This is a genomic window from Nitrincola lacisaponensis (genome assembly GCF_000691225.1).
In the GTDB taxonomy this organism is placed as follows: Bacteria; Pseudomonadota; Gammaproteobacteria; order Pseudomonadales; family Balneatricaceae; genus Nitrincola; species Nitrincola lacisaponensis.
The window spans coordinates 71,693-85,343 of record NZ_JMSZ01000021.1 but is presented as its reverse complement, the minus strand read 5'-3'; the positions used below and the strand labels follow the sequence as shown (position 1 = coordinate 85,343).

The following is a 13,651-nucleotide window of genomic DNA, read 5'->3' as shown; positions in this document are numbered from 1 at the left end:
AGATGATTCAACGCGTATTCGACGCAAGCAGCCAGTCACGCTGGCTGCTGATGTTATTGGTTCTGCTGATCAGCCTGCTGACACTTCTGCCGACACTCCGTCTGCTGATGGAAGCCTTGCGAGGCTGGCAACTGGGCAGTGACTCCCCACTGATGCAAGTAATGCAGCAACCTGCAACCTGGCGCTCCCTCTGGAACAGCCTTTACACCAGCACACTGGGAACACTGATTGCCATGCTGCTGGGCAGTCTGTTTGCCTTTACCCTCACACTGACCAACATTCGCCTGAAAGCGCTTTGGGTATTCTGCTTTATGCTGCCAATGATGATTCCACCACAGGTCACAGCACTCAGTTGGTTACAATTGACCGGCCCTGGCAGTCCGTTGCTGAATACGCTGGGCATTGCACCTCCGCTGGGATCACGTCAGCCACTCTACTCTGCAGAAGGGATTGCCTTGCTGCTGGGTATCCAGCATGCACCTCTGGTGTTTCTGGCATTACGGACCAGTCTGATTCATCTGCCGCGCGATCTGATTGAAGCTGCACGGATCAGTGGTGCAGGTTCTCGAGCTGTCTGGCTGGATATGATTCTGCCGCTGAGTCGTAACGGGATGATAGCCGGAGCCTCCATCGCGTTTGTTTCAGCACTGGGAAATTTTGGGATTCCCGCCATGCTGGGTATTCCGGCGTCCTACTATGTCCTGCCCACGCTGATCTATCAGAAAATGTCCGGTTTCGGCACCAGTGTACTTAGCGAGATCGCTTCCTTGTCGATACTGATCGGTGTCCTGGCCCTCCTGGGTGTCATGTTGCAACAACATATGCTGAAACGGCGGCGCTTCACCCTGCTGGGACACAGTGGTCGTGCGCAGGACTTTTCGCTCGGCGTCTGGCGCTTTGCACTGGAAGCTGTGTTGGCAGTCATCCTGTTATTGATCCTGGTAGCACCGCTGTTGGCACTGATCACCAGTTCACTGGTCCCCGCACTGGGAGTTCCCCTGACGCTGGATAACCTGAGCTTTGCCGCCTATCAGGAGATGATCGGGCGTCAAGGCGTGACACGCCGGGCCTTTCATAACAGCCTGTGGCTTGCCGGAGGCGCCGCCGCCGTATTGATGTGTCTGGCAACGCTGCTGGCCTACCGGATGCAAAGCCTGCCGCATTCGCTGAAATCGCTACTTAACAGTCTGATTGAAATCCCTTATGCCCTGCCGGGAGTTGTGCTGGCTATTGCCTGTATCCTGTTGTTTGCCAAACCGATACCTCTGTTGAATCTGACGCTCTACGGTACCCTCGGCATTATTTTCATCGCTTACCTGGCGCGTTTTCTGTCGGTCAGCCTCAAGCCGATAGCCGCCAGTTTCAGTGAGTTAGACCCCAGTCTTGAAGAAGCCGCGCGTATAGCCGGAGCTGGCACCTTGCGTCGTCTGATGGATATTCTGCTGCCACTCGTCGCCCCGGCGGTTTTTGCCGGAGGTCTGCTGGTCTTTCTGACGGCGGTAAACGAGCTGACGGTATCAGCACTGCTCTGGAGTGCCGGCAAAGAAACCCTCGGGGTCCTGATTTTCAACCTAGATCAAAGCGGTGACAGCATTCTCGCCTCTGCCATCGCGGTATTGGTGGTGTTGATGGTGGCTGCACTGATGTTACTTCTGAGCCTGATGGCTCGCTATTTACCCAAGGGAGTGATTCCATGGCAGAACTGATTCTGAATAACGTATCCAAGCATTACGGCAACAGTGCTGCGGTCAGGCAGTTGAGTTTAACCCTGCCTAAAGGTGAGTTTATCGCACTGCTGGGCCCCAGCGGTTGTGGAAAAACCACGACCCTGCGCATGCTGGCCGGTTTTGAAACCCTGACAGAAGGCGAAATACTGCGAGATGGGCATTGCCTGGCCCGCCCCGGATGGCAAGTACCCACCGAAGCACGCAATATCGGCATGGTTTTTCAATCCTATGCGCTCTGGCCGCATATGTCTGTCGCCGAAAATGTTGGCTATCCGTTGCGGCATCGCGGCATTCGCGGACAGGATTATCAGCGCCGCGTTCAGGAAGCACTGGCCATCGTGCAACTGGAAAGTCTGGCTGAGCGCATGCCTCAGGACCTGAGCGGTGGCCAGCGCCAGCGTGTGGCACTGGCCCGCTGCCTGGTAACCGAACCGGATGTTGTCCTGCTGGATGAACCGCTCGCCAATCTCGACCGCCATCTGCGAGCCTCCATGGAAGAGAGTTTCCGTGAATTTCATCAGCGCACTGGAGCAACCCTGGTCTATGTCACACATGATCAGTCCGAGGCCATGTCACTGGCAGATCATATCGCCGTCATGCAACAAGGGGAGCTGGTACAATGGGCAACACCTGAAACCCTGTACCAGCACCCCAGAACCGAGTGGATCGCCAGTTTTATCGGCCAAGGCAGCATCCTTCAGGTGCCCGCTATTCCAGCAGGACAGCAGCTCTCCGGTGAAGATCTGCGGCAGCTAAGTCGGGGCATCGCTTCAGGCAAAAGCGCCTTAGATAAAAACCACTCAGATAAAACCACCGCTGTACTGATCCGGCCTGAACATATCCGGTTGCACACCAGTGACACCTTGCTCAATGACCTGAGCACGGATAACCCTCTGCAGGGTCGCGTGCAACGCAGTGTCTTTCGTGGTGAGCGTCACGAGATTGCATTACAACTGGACAATGGCAGCCTGCTGACCGCCTATCATCACCAGGCCATCGCTCCTGGCAGTCAGGTGCTACTTCAGGTTTTACAGGGCTGGAGCCTGGAGTCTGCGGCATGATGCCTCGCATTGAAATACTCAGCGGGCTGGATGCCAAAGCACCCGCCGCCATTCGCATTGACCTGAATGGACGCACACTGCTGCTGGATGCAGGGGGACCTCTGCAGGCAGACCAGCCCTGTGACTGGTATCAGGAGCAGCACCCGGATGCACTGCTGATCACACATGATCATGTAGACCATCTGGGTGCTGTGCGTTGGCTACCCGATACCATTCCCCTCTATTGCACCCCCACGGTGGCACAAAGCCTGCCTGCCGGTCGTCGCTGGCATCCTCTGCCACGCCGTGGACAGATTATCATTGAAGGGGTCACTGTCACCTGCGGACTGGCCGGTCATTCTCTGGATGGCATCTGGCTGCATTTAGATATTGCTGGCGGTATTTTTTACAGCGGTGACTTCAGCTTTGAGTCATTGCTCTATCCTTTCGACTGGCCTCCTCAGGCACGACTGGCATTGCTGGATGCCTCTTATGGACTGTATGAAATCAATCAGACTGAATGCCAGACCATCCTCCGGCAACAGCTGAACCATGCCAGCCTGCTGCCGGTACCTCCCTCCGGGCGAGCACTGGAGTTAGCCCTCTGGTGCCAGTCAATGGCACTGCCCTGGACCTTGGATTCTGCCTGTCAGCGATTTCAGAAAGCCTTGCAGACATTACCGCCGGAACTGTTGAAACCCAGGATTCATCAACAGTTAAGCGCCTTGAAACCGCTCCCCTGGCAGCAAGCTGAAACCCAGGAAAGCCGGTTGATCCGACTGGCAGCGGATGCTGATGGTACTGGTGGTGAAGCCGCTCGACTGATCGATGATCCAGACTATACCGGACAGATCATCTATACCGGCTACCTGCCACCGAAAGCACAGCAGGATGTCGAGCAAGGACATGCGAGCTGGTATCGCTGGAATGTTCACCCACGTACCTCCTGCATTCAACAGCTGGCAGATGCCCTTCAGGCTGAACAGGTTATCCCGCTTTTCTGCAAGCTTGATCACAACGGCTGGCAGACTGCCCTGGGAAAACGGCTGAGCGTTGAACCGGTGATTACTCTCTAAATCCAACTTTCATCAACCTGGATACTGGTATGAAATTGATCCACAAACCTTTTGTTTTTCTTCGTCATGGTGAAACCGCCATGAATCAGCAACAGCGCATTGGCGGCAGTACAGATACACCGCTGAATGCTCAAGGACAGCAGGAAGCCGATATGGCTGCCACACTACTGGCAGACATACGCTGGAGCTGTATCGCTGCAAGCCCGTTACTGCGTGCATGGGAAACTGCACAACGTGCAACCGCCGGGCAACCTCTCACGCCTGTCGAGGGTCTGCGTGAACGTGATTGGGGCCAACTGGAAGGTGCTCCCTGGGCTGCCCTGCCACCCTATACCGACACGCCACCGGCAGGCGAAAGCTGGGATGACTTTACCCAACGGGTCATCCAGGCGATCAATCAGCAGCTGAACCAGTATGACTGGCCATTGATCGTTGCACACTCAGGGGTGTATCGCGTCATTCGTGCACAAGTGACTGGCACACCTGAAGGAGAACGTATTGGTAATGCCCAACCCGTGCTGCTGTTGCCGCCAGATGCCACCCGACCGGAATGGACCTTCAAACCCTTTACCCAACAAACCAAGGAGTATTATTTTGCTTAAAGACAGCGTTATTGTGGATGTGGATGGCACTCTGGCTGAGTTTGATCCACAAGCCGTTCACCATTGGGTACTGGGCGAAGAGAAACACTGGGATCCCTTTTTTGCTCATATGGCCAGTGCTCAGCCCATTGAGTCCATCTGCCGTCTGGTCAAACTGCTAAAGCAACAGGGCCAGCAGATCGTGATCTGCAGTGGACGCCCGGACAGCCACCGTCAACATACACTGGACTGGTTAACCCGTTTTGAGATTCCGTTTGATGCGGTGTTCCTGCGCGAGCAAGGTGACGACCAGTTGAAAGACGAAGTGGTTAAATCCAGATTGCTGCAGCAGATACGTGACTCAGGCTTCAACCCCTGGCTGGTACTGGATGATCGTGACAGTGTGGTGCATCAGTGGCGCGCGCTTGGACTGACCTGCCTGCAATGTGCCCCAGGAGATTTCTGAAACCTGGTGATAGCCAAAATTTAATCAGGGTATAGCACAATTCTACTGGTGAGATCGCCCATCTTAGATGATAATGATTATTATTAGATAAACATGGGAGTCCACCAATGAATACCCGCATCCTGACACCGACGCGATCAGGCGGTTCCCGGTTCCCACTGAACAAAATACTGGGGGCCCTGATCCTGATCGCCGGCCTGACATTGCTGACCTACCAGCTGATCGTGCTGTTGCAGACCCGCGAGCTGGTTCGCTATGCCTTTTACGCGGGTATGGTGGCAGCGGCCTCTACAGCCATCGGGGCCTCTATGGCTGTCTTTGCCAATCGCATCTCTGATCGTATGCTCGATAGCCTGATGGGCTTCGGTGCAGGCGTGATGCTGGCAGCCAGTATTTTTTCACTGATTCTTCCTTCCATGGAGATGATGCAGGGCCAAACCAGCAGCTCCTTTCTGTCCTCCAGCCAGGTCGCGCTGGCCGTATTGCTGGGTGCCGCTATGATGTTGCTGATTGAAAAGCTGGTACCACATGAGCACTTTATCAAAGGGAACGACAGTGTTTCCAGTACCCGGTTACGCCAAAGCTGGCTGTTTGTATTGGCCATAGCACTGCATAACTTTCCGGAAGGTCTGGCTATCGGCGCGGCCTATGCCGCCGGTGAGGGTCATGGCCTGGCTGCAGGCATTGCAATTCAGGACATGCCCGAAGGGTTTGTCGTTGCCATGGCACTGATTGCAGCAGGTTATACCCGGGTATTTGCAATCAGCATCGGCGTATTAACCGGCCTGGCTGAGCCCGCCATGGCGATCATCGGTGCCACGCTGCTGGAATTCAGTACACACCTGTTACCCTGGGGACTGGCCGGTGCAGCAGGAGCCATGCTGTTTGTCATCAGTCATGAGATCATTCCTGAATCACACCGCAAAGGCCATGAGTTCTTTGCCACCAATGGTCTGATTCTGGGATTTGTGTTGATGCTGCTGCTTGACACCGCACTTTGACAGGATGACCTCTGTACTGCTTTAAGCTACATTAAGGCCCATCATTTGGGCCTTAATTTTTTACCATCCTCACCTGAATAAGCGAATCGATATGACCCAGCCCCGGCTTCGTCTCAAGGCTCCGGCCACCCAACGCAACCGTGAACCGATACGACAGGTGTTGCAGCAATACCTGCCTCAGCCCGCCCGGGTATTGGAGATAGCAGCCGGAACAGGTGAACATGCCATCTATCTGGCGCATCAACTGCCAAACATCGAGTACTGGCAACCCACAGACATAGACCCGGCTGCGCTGGGCAGTATTGACGCCTGGCGACACGCAGACCCTCATCCGGCACTGCAGCCTGCCCGATATCTGGACACCACGACAACACCGGACTCACCTGCAATCGCCTATAACACCCTGTTGGCGATCAACATGATTCACATTGCGCCCTGGCATGCCGCTGAAGGACTCATGCAACTGGCCCGACATACGCTGGAAGACGGCGGCATTCTCTACCTCTATGGTCCCTTCTGGCAGCAGGACGTGGTGCCTGTCGAAAGCAACCTCGCCTTTGATGCATCCCTGCGTGAACGCAATCCGGCCTGGGGTATTCGTGACCTGGAGCAGGTCAGTGCATTAGCTGAATCAGCAGGGCTTTATTGTGAAGCCATACATGCCATGCCTGCCAATAATCTGTCTGTCCTGTTTCGAAAAGGTCTGAAGGCCTGATCCTTCAGGTTAAAAACGACTCAATCAGCGTCAGCACAGCATCCGTTTGCTCGGCATGCGGAATATGACCACAATCAGCCAGGGTCGCATGCTGACCGGCTCCCTTGATGCCCGATGCGATTCGGGCTGGCAGCTCGGCAGAACCGTATTCATCAGCATCACCCTGCAACGCCAACACCGGACAGACTATCCCGGGCAGGTAGGGATCAATGGACCAGGAGCGGAAATCATCGGCCAGCCAGGTTTCAGTCCAGGCATCCAGCACCCAGCGGGTTTTGTCGCCATGCCATTTTCTGAGCTTGTTAAAGGACTCCGTATGCGCAAAGTACTGCTTGGCGGCCTGCACGCCATCCAGTAACCGCTCATGAATCTCTACCGGAGCCGCCAACGTCACGACTGCCTGACATTCAGAGTGATGGAAGGATGCAATGGTCAATGCCATGGCCCCTCCGACGCTATGTCCGACCAGGCAATACTGGCGAAGATTCAACGCCTGGCACAGCGCCGGAAAAACCACTTCGGCTTCTTCAACAATAAAGTCGTAGGACGGCAAGCATTGACGTGCAGATGACCGACCAAATCCCAAGCGATCATAGGCATAGACGCGACGCTTCATGCGCTCTGACAAGTGCAGCGGAAAGCTGCGCCACTGCGCCACACTGCCCAGTGAATCATGCAACAGAATAATCGGAACCTTCGACTCAATGACGGCAGGTGTCCAGCTACACACATACACCTGACCTCCTGGCACCTCAACAAAATGCTCTTTCACCTGGGTTGCATTGCCATCCGAATGGTCCAAAGAAGTATCCAAAATAATCCTCATACAGTCCTGGTTTGTTTAACCCTGCCCCGATCTTGCAGCGGCAGTTTGTCTCTGGCTGGCGGACTAGTGACTATAACTCAACGCTTTACAAGATCAACAGAGATAGCTACATTTCAAGACAGGCCATGAGTGATCCTGGTGGCCCGAGTGAGTAATTGACACAATCAATTAACGAACAATAAAAACAAAAAGGTTCAATATGAGTGACAAACGTCTGACCGATGCACATATCGTGCATGATTCGGTATTTGTTGACGCCTCTGCCTTGCAAATTCCTACCCTGCGAATACTGCAAGAAGATGGTACCCCCTACAGCGATGCCGTCCTGCCTGTTCTGGATAAAACCCTGGCATTAAAGATCTACGACACCTTCCTGTTTATCCGCGCACTTGACGAGCGCATGCTCGCCTCACAACGTCAGGGTCGTATCAGTTTTTATATGACTGAAACCGGTGAAGAAGCGGCGGATATCGGCAGCACCGCAGCCCTGCAGGATGATGATATGATCATGGCGCAGTATCGCGAGCAAGGCGCCCTCGCCTTCCGCGGCTTTACACCTGATCAGTTCATGAACCAGATTTTCTCTAACGAGCAGGATCTGGGCAAAGGCCGTCAGATGCCGATTCATTACGGCTCACGGCAACTGCATTACATGACCGTGTCGTCTCCTCTGGGTACTCAACTGCCGCAAGCCACCGGATATGCTTTTGCGCTAAAAGCACAGCAGAAACCCAACTGTGTCATCTGTTACTTCGGTGAAGGTGCCGCCTCAGAAGGTGACTTTCATGCAGCCTTGAACATGGCGGGTGTTTTCAAGGTACCGGTAATTTTTTTCTGTCGCAATAATGGCTATGCCATTTCCACGCCAGCACACGAACAGTATGCCGGTGACGGAATTGCCCCGCGTGGTATCGGCTATGGTCTGAAAACCCTGCGGGTCGACGGCAATGATGTTCTGGCCGTACTGAAAGCCACCCAGGAAGCACGCAAACTGGCCGTGGAACAGCACCAGCCGGTACTGATTGAGGCGATGACCTATCGTTTAGGCGCACATTCCAGTTCAGATGATCCCAGCGGCTATCGCAACAAGTCTGAAGAAGACACCTGGCGCGCCAAGTGCCCGGTCATGCGCTTCAAGAAATGGCTGATTCATCAAGACTGGTGGACAGAGGCCGACGATGAGCAGCGCAAACAACAGCACCGCGACCAGATCATGACTGCGATGAAAAAAGCTGAAAAAGTCCCGGCACCACCGCTCAGAGATCTGTTTACGGATGTCTATGATCAGTTGCCCTGGCATTTACAGGAGCAACAACAGGCGCTCATTGAGCATATCCGCAAATATCCTCAGGCTTACAGCAAAACGGCAGGGAGAGTCGATCATGAGTAAAATGAATCTGCTCCAGGCTATCAATAATGCACTGGACATTGCCATGTCGACAGATCCATCGGCCCTGTGTTTTGGTGAGGACGTGGGCCATTTTGGCGGGGTATTCAGGGCTACCAGTCATCTGCAGGAAAAGTTCGGCAAAGCCCGTTGCTTTAATACCCCCCTGACTGAACAGGGCATTCTCGGTTTTGCCAACGGCATCGCCGCTCAGGGCATGACCGCCATTGCCGAAATTCAATTTGCTGATTACATTTTTCCGGCCTTTGACCAGATCGTGAATGAATCCGCCAAATTTCGCTATCGTTCCGGCAATCAGTTTGATGTGGGTGGTTTAACCATTCGTACACCCTATGGTGGTGGCATCAACGGCGCACACTATCATTCTCAATCACCCGAAGCCTACTTCACCCACACACCGGGACTGAAAATCGTCGTACCACGCAATCCGGAACAAGCCAAAGGACTGCTGCTGGCCAGTATCCGCGACCCTAATCCGGTGATCTTTTTTGAGCCGAAAAAGCTCTATCGTGCTGCAGTGGGCGAAGTGCCTGACGAGGACTATCAACTCCCCCTGGGCCAGGCTGAGGTGGTGCGTGAAGGCTCCGATATCACGCTGGTTGCCTGGGGGGCGCAAATGGAAGCCATCGAACAGGCCGCACAACTGGCCGAAAAAGATGGCATTTCCTGTGAGTTAATCGACTTGCGCAGCCTGCTGCCCTGGGACAGAGACACCCTGGCTCACTCCGTTCGCAAAACCGGACGGTTAATCATCAACCATGAGGCGCCGAAAACCTCCGGCTTTGGCGCTGAAATAGCTGCCAGTATTCAGGAAGCCTGCTTCCTGCATCTGGAATCACCCATTTTGAGAGTGACAGGCCTGGACACCCCCTTTCCGCTCGCGCTGGAAAAAGAGTATATGCCTGACCACCTGAAAACCTATGAAGCTATTTTGGCCAGTATGAATTACTGATATCTGACTCAGTATGGAGTGAGCGATGAAAATTGATTTTATTTTGCCCGACATAGGTGAAGGCATTGTTGAGTGTGAACTGGTTGAATGGCGGGTTCAGGAAGGAGACGCCATTACCGAGGATCAGCCGGTTGCTGATGTGATGACAGACAAGGCGCTGGTCGAGATCACCTCCATGTACACCGGCGTGATCAGCAAACTGCATTATCAGCAAGGCGACATCGCCAAAGTACATCAACCGCTGTTTGAAATTGAGGTTGAAAGCGACCCATCAGGCGAGTCTCCGACACCTGTAGAGATGCCACAGGAAACACCCACTGATGCAGTTCAGCCCCCACCTGAACCACAGACGGCAGCGCTGTGCAGTAAACCGGTCGCCAGTCCGGCTGTCAGACGTCTGGCCCGGGAAATGCAAATCAACCTGACCGATGTCAAAGGCAGTGGTAAAAATGGTCGGATCTATAAAGAAGATGTGCAAGCACATCTGAAACCTCAGGTTACGGCTCAGCAGACCAGAGAACCCATTCGTGGCATCAAGGCACTAATGGCGAAACAGATGCAGGCCTCAGCCAGCAGCATTCCACACTTCACCTACGTTGAGGAAATTGATGTCACCGAACTGGAAAAAGTGCGTGCTGCACTCAAGCCTGGTCTGGAAGCCCAAGGGATACGCCTGAGCCTGATGCCCTTCTTCATCAAAAGCCTGTCACTGACCTTGACACACTATCCGTTACTGAACAGCCAGGTAAATGAAGATTGCACCGAGATCATCTACCAGTCTGATCATAATATCGGCTTTGCCGCGGATACCCCTGCGGGACTGCTCGTTCCCAATATCAAAAGGGTTCAGGATCTATCCCTGTATGAAATAGCCCGGCAATTGGCTGAACTGGTTGATGCAGCCCGGCAAGGCAAACTGACTAACCCGCAGATGAAAGGAGGCACCATCACCCTGTCTAATATTGGCGTTTTGGGCGGTACTGTCGCGACACCGATTATCAACGCCCCCGAAGTCGCCATTGCTGCACTGGGTAAAATACAAACCCTGCCCCGCTTCAATGAACAGGGTGAAGTAGAGGCCAGAAAGATCATTCAGGTGAGCTGGTCGGGTGATCATCGCGTGCTGGATGGTGCCACCATGGCGCGCTTCTGCAATCACTGGAAGTCCTATCTTGAGGACCCAGTCAGCATGCTTGCCCATCTGCGCTAGGACTGATCTGCATGACGCGACCTTTGCTGCAACAGTTTTATATCAATGAAGAACAGTCACTTTACCTGATGAGCCATGAGGACGCTCAAAAGATTAAAGACTGGGTACAACTGTGCATGGATCAACTCAACCTGCTCGGCTTCAGTGATATCGAGTTTATCGGCAAAGGCGCGTATGGCTTTGTATTTGCGGGACGAACACAGGATCTGACCGATTATGTGTTCAAATTTTCCCGCATCAACCTGCCACAAGCCGTACAGGACAGACTGGAAGAGGAGGCCTGGATGCAAAGCCAGGTGCTGCATCCTCATATCCCGGCTGTCAGTGAATACACGCGCATTTCCAAACAGTCTGTCCTGATGATGGAACGCGCTGCAGGTATGGATCTGGAAGCCTACTCACTGAAAGTCGGGCGATTACCACCACGCCTGGTGATCAAGATAGCCGCTCAACTGGTTGAAGTACTCGGCGTGCTGCGCCAGTTCCACAGCAAAGGTGAACCGGCACCTATTGTGCATGGTGACATCAAGCCCTCCAATATTGTATTTGATCCGCAAACAGAAGCAGTCAAGCTAATCGACTGGGGCTCCAGTGTGTTTGCACAACTGGATGCAGAAGGTCAGACCGTTGCACAGCAGGGAACACTGTTCTTCCATGAACAGGCACATCAGACCAATGCCAAGCTGGGCGATGTCTACTTTATTGGTGAAGAGCAGCTGAATGGTGCACTCAGCTCACCGCGCTTTGATGAACAGGGTCTGGCTGGAACACTCTATGCGCTCGCCTCAGGTCAGAGCTGCCGTTACGGCTATGAGGCGATTCCTGCCACTGCACTGGGCCTGCCAAAGGCCTTCGCACTCACCTTGCAAACCCTGCTGGCAGGAGCAGATGATGAAAAAAGAGCGGCCGGTGATTATTTAATGTCACAAATGGCCTATATGAAAAAATGGGTGATCACCGATCTGGATGAGCCTGCTGAAAAACCACTGATTCCGATCTGGACACACAGTGCCAATGATGACATGGAAAGTGTTGTCTATACGTCGCGTAAAAGCTTTTTACGTGAAGCACATCTCGACCCTGAGTCACTGTTTGAGGTCAAGGATGTGGAGCTGGAGAAATACTATAAAAACTTCATGCACGGTATGGGGAAAACCGAACGTGCATTTCTGTGCTCGGTCAGCCGTCTGGGTAAATACCCGGTACTGGGCGGCATGGCTGTGCGCTGGCAAGATGATGAAGTCTACATCGATTCCAGCCTTAACCTGCACAATCCCGAGTTAAAACAGCCTTTTATTGCCGCAGCGAACACGCTGGTCACCCTCTCTCGGGCAATACACCGCAAGGGGGTATTCAAATGCTGTTTTTTCGATGCCAAAAACACCCTGCACTTGCAACGCCAGGACATGGATCAGCCATTTATCCCGCCGCAGGGTATGGAGATCCCGTTTGAGGTGACTCAGGCTCCGCTGACAGAAGACAACAGTCGCAATCACTCTTACTTTGAAGATGGCGATGATCCTGATGAGCAATTACAACTACCGGCGACTATCATGCAGGAAATCCGGCGGCTGAATGACATACGTCATACCGGTTTGATTATTTTTGAGTCGCTGCCGACACATCTTAAAATTCACAATTACTATGTGCTGCTGGACCCCAGTCGTGAAGAAGAGTTTTCAGGTGCACTGCAACGTATTGTCACGCATCTGCCGGATATCACCGGTCTGGGCGTTTCCGGGTTTATGAAAATGCCTTACAAGAATACCCGGCAGTTTTCCCGACAGGCATCCTTGCCTGAACGCTATTATCCTAAAAACCCCAAAACCGTCACTGCTTGAGTGATGTATCGGTTCAGATACGCAGACCACCATCCATCTCGATAATACGACCGGTAAAGAAGTCATTTTCGATAATGTATTGCAGGGTATGCGCCATCTCTGCGACTTCACCCAGGCGACGCAAAGGCACGGCCGACAGCATTCGCTCAATGGCTTCTGGCTTCATTTGTGCCGTCATATCAGTGGCAATCACCCCCGGAGCAATACCGCCGACACGAATGCCATAACGTGCCAGCTCTTTGGCCCAGCTCACCACCAGGGTTGCAACTCCCGATTTGGTCGCAGAGTAGTTGGTTTGACCGGCATTACCCGCCCGCGACACAGAAGAGACATTGACAATTACACCGCCCTCGCCCTGCTCTGCCATGATCCCGGCAGCCTCTCTGCCACACAGAAAGCTGCCGGTCAGATTCACATTGATGACACTGTTCCACTGTTCATAAGACATCTTGTCGACCAACTTGCCATCCTTAACCTTGATCAGCATGCCATCGCGCATCAACCCGGCGTTATTCACCAAACCATGAATACCGCCAAAATCAGCACGGATTTGTGCAAAGGTTGCTTCAACCTGTGATTCATCCGTGATATCACAAGCATACCCCCGACAGCGCCCCCCCGCTGAGACGAGCTGTTCAGCCGTCTGACTAACCTGCTCTGCCTCCAGATCAATTAACGCTACCTGACCTCCCAACCCGACCAGGTGAGATGCCATCCCGGCACCCAGTCCTCGGGCACCGCCAGTAATCACAAACACTTTATCTTTGATTTGCATCACAAATTTCCTCAGTACGCATCAACTGACGTA

Annotated in this window: 13 protein-coding genes; 11 read left to right on the top strand and 2 right to left on the bottom strand. The window is 53.4% G+C overall.

The window, feature by feature from the left end; translation table 11 throughout:
• Positions 1-2: 2 nt before the first annotated feature.
• The 7 genes from ADINL_RS07570 to ADINL_RS07540 all read left to right on the top strand — a co-directional run bounded on the left by ADINL_RS07570 (position 3) and on the right by ADINL_RS07540 (position 6,606).
• Entirely contained in the window at positions 3-1,706 is a 1,704-nt protein-coding gene (locus tag ADINL_RS07570; RefSeq protein ID WP_036545932.1) for an ABC transporter permease, read from the top strand.
• Complete coding sequence (locus tag ADINL_RS07565) at positions 1,694-2,788, top strand: ABC transporter ATP-binding protein (protein ID WP_036545929.1); 1,095 nt, start codon at positions 1,694-1,696, stop codon at positions 2,786-2,788. Before ADINL_RS07570 ends, ADINL_RS07565 begins: the two co-directional genes overlap by 13 nt.
• Entirely contained in the window at positions 2,785-3,843 is a 1,059-nt protein-coding gene (locus tag ADINL_RS07560) for an MBL fold metallo-hydrolase (protein WP_036545926.1), read from the top strand. Before ADINL_RS07565 ends, ADINL_RS07560 begins: the two co-directional genes overlap by 4 nt.
• Positions 3,844-3,872: 29 nt before the next feature.
• Positions 3,873-4,445: a histidine phosphatase family protein gene (locus tag ADINL_RS07555; protein WP_036545924.1), complete on the top strand. Its 573-nt coding sequence runs from the start codon at positions 3,873-3,875 to the stop codon at positions 4,443-4,445.
• Positions 4,438-4,890, top strand: a complete 453-nt coding sequence (locus tag ADINL_RS07550) for a phosphatase domain-containing protein (protein WP_036545921.1) — start codon at positions 4,438-4,440, stop codon at positions 4,888-4,890. The genes ADINL_RS07555 and ADINL_RS07550 overlap by 8 nt, the downstream gene beginning before the upstream one ends.
• Positions 4,891-4,997: 107 nt before the next feature.
• Positions 4,998-5,891 carry a ZIP family metal transporter gene (locus tag ADINL_RS07545; protein ID WP_084154429.1) on the top strand — a complete coding sequence of 298 codons (894 nt, stop codon included), beginning with the start codon at positions 4,998-5,000 and terminating at the stop codon, positions 5,889-5,891.
• A gap of 91 nt (positions 5,892-5,982) precedes the next feature.
• A complete protein-coding gene (locus ADINL_RS07540) occupies positions 5,983-6,606 on the top strand; it encodes a DUF938 domain-containing protein (protein ID WP_036545918.1) in 624 nt (207 codons plus the stop codon).
• A 4-nt stretch (positions 6,607-6,610) separates the two neighbouring features.
• On the opposite strand, the gene ADINL_RS07535 is transcribed toward ADINL_RS07540, so the two are convergent.
• Positions 6,611-7,420 carry an alpha/beta fold hydrolase gene (locus ADINL_RS07535; RefSeq protein ID WP_204368212.1) on the bottom strand — a complete coding sequence of 270 codons (810 nt, stop codon included), beginning with the start codon at positions 7,418-7,420 and terminating at the stop codon, positions 6,611-6,613.
• A 211-nt stretch (positions 7,421-7,631) separates the two neighbouring features.
• Between ADINL_RS07535 and ADINL_RS07530 the strand changes: the two genes are divergently transcribed.
• From ADINL_RS07530 to ADINL_RS07515, 4 genes are read left to right on the top strand one after another with little or no spacing between them, the layout of a single operon-like run.
• On the top strand, positions 7,632-8,822 hold the full coding sequence (locus ADINL_RS07530; protein ID WP_036545915.1) for a thiamine pyrophosphate-dependent dehydrogenase E1 component subunit alpha: 1,191 nt from the start codon (positions 7,632-7,634) through the stop codon (positions 8,820-8,822).
• Positions 8,815-9,792 (top strand): alpha-ketoacid dehydrogenase subunit beta, encoded by a 978-nt coding sequence (locus tag ADINL_RS07525; RefSeq protein ID WP_036545912.1) that lies wholly within the window; start codon positions 8,815-8,817, stop codon positions 9,790-9,792. Before ADINL_RS07530 ends, ADINL_RS07525 begins: the two co-directional genes overlap by 8 nt.
• A 25-nt stretch (positions 9,793-9,817) precedes the next feature.
• Positions 9,818-11,002 (top strand): 2-oxo acid dehydrogenase subunit E2, encoded by a 1,185-nt coding sequence (locus ADINL_RS07520; protein WP_036545911.1) that lies wholly within the window; start codon positions 9,818-9,820, stop codon positions 11,000-11,002.
• Positions 11,003-11,013: 11 nt separating this feature from the next.
• Complete coding sequence (locus ADINL_RS07515; RefSeq protein ID WP_036545908.1) at positions 11,014-12,843, top strand: protein kinase domain-containing protein; 1,830 nt, start codon at positions 11,014-11,016, stop codon at positions 12,841-12,843.
• A 13-nt stretch (positions 12,844-12,856) separates the two neighbouring features.
• Here ADINL_RS07515 and ADINL_RS07510 read toward each other — a convergent pair whose 3' ends face one another.
• The gene (locus tag ADINL_RS07510; protein WP_036545905.1) at positions 12,857-13,618 is read right to left on the bottom strand and encodes an SDR family oxidoreductase; all 762 of its coding nucleotides are present in this window, start codon (positions 13,616-13,618) and stop codon (positions 12,857-12,859) included.
• Between the last annotated feature and the right edge of the window lie 33 nt (positions 13,619-13,651).

What these genes read in the sequence shown, in the direction of transcription:
- ADINL_RS07540 (WP_036545918.1), top strand. Translation starts at nt 5,983, where the DNA reads ATGACCCAGCCCCGGCTTCGTCTCAAGGCTCCGGCCACCCAACGCAAC.
- ADINL_RS07545 (WP_084154429.1), top strand. Translation starts at nt 4,998, where the DNA reads ATGAATACCCGCATCCTGACACCGACGCGATCAGGCGGTTCCCGGTTC.
- ADINL_RS07560 (WP_036545926.1), top strand. Translation starts at nt 2,785, where the DNA reads ATGATGCCTCGCATTGAAATACTCAGCGGGCTGGATGCCAAAGCACCC.
- ADINL_RS07530 (WP_036545915.1), top strand. Translation starts at nt 7,632, where the DNA reads ATGAGTGACAAACGTCTGACCGATGCACATATCGTGCATGATTCGGTA.
- ADINL_RS07525 (WP_036545912.1), top strand. Translation starts at nt 8,815, where the DNA reads ATGAGTAAAATGAATCTGCTCCAGGCTATCAATAATGCACTGGACATT.
- ADINL_RS07565 (WP_036545929.1), top strand. Translation starts at nt 1,694, where the DNA reads ATGGCAGAACTGATTCTGAATAACGTATCCAAGCATTACGGCAACAGT.
- ADINL_RS07555 (WP_036545924.1), top strand. Translation starts at nt 3,873, where the DNA reads ATGAAATTGATCCACAAACCTTTTGTTTTTCTTCGTCATGGTGAAACC.
- ADINL_RS07515 (WP_036545908.1), top strand. Translation starts at nt 11,014, where the DNA reads ATGACGCGACCTTTGCTGCAACAGTTTTATATCAATGAAGAACAGTCA.
- ADINL_RS07510 (WP_036545905.1), bottom strand. Translation starts at nt 13,618, where the DNA reads ATGCAAATCAAAGATAAAGTGTTTGTGATTACTGGCGGTGCCCGAGGA.
- ADINL_RS07520 (WP_036545911.1), top strand. Translation starts at nt 9,818, where the DNA reads ATGAAAATTGATTTTATTTTGCCCGACATAGGTGAAGGCATTGTTGAG.
- ADINL_RS07570 (WP_036545932.1), top strand. Translation starts at nt 3, where the DNA reads ATGATTCAACGCGTATTCGACGCAAGCAGCCAGTCACGCTGGCTGCTG.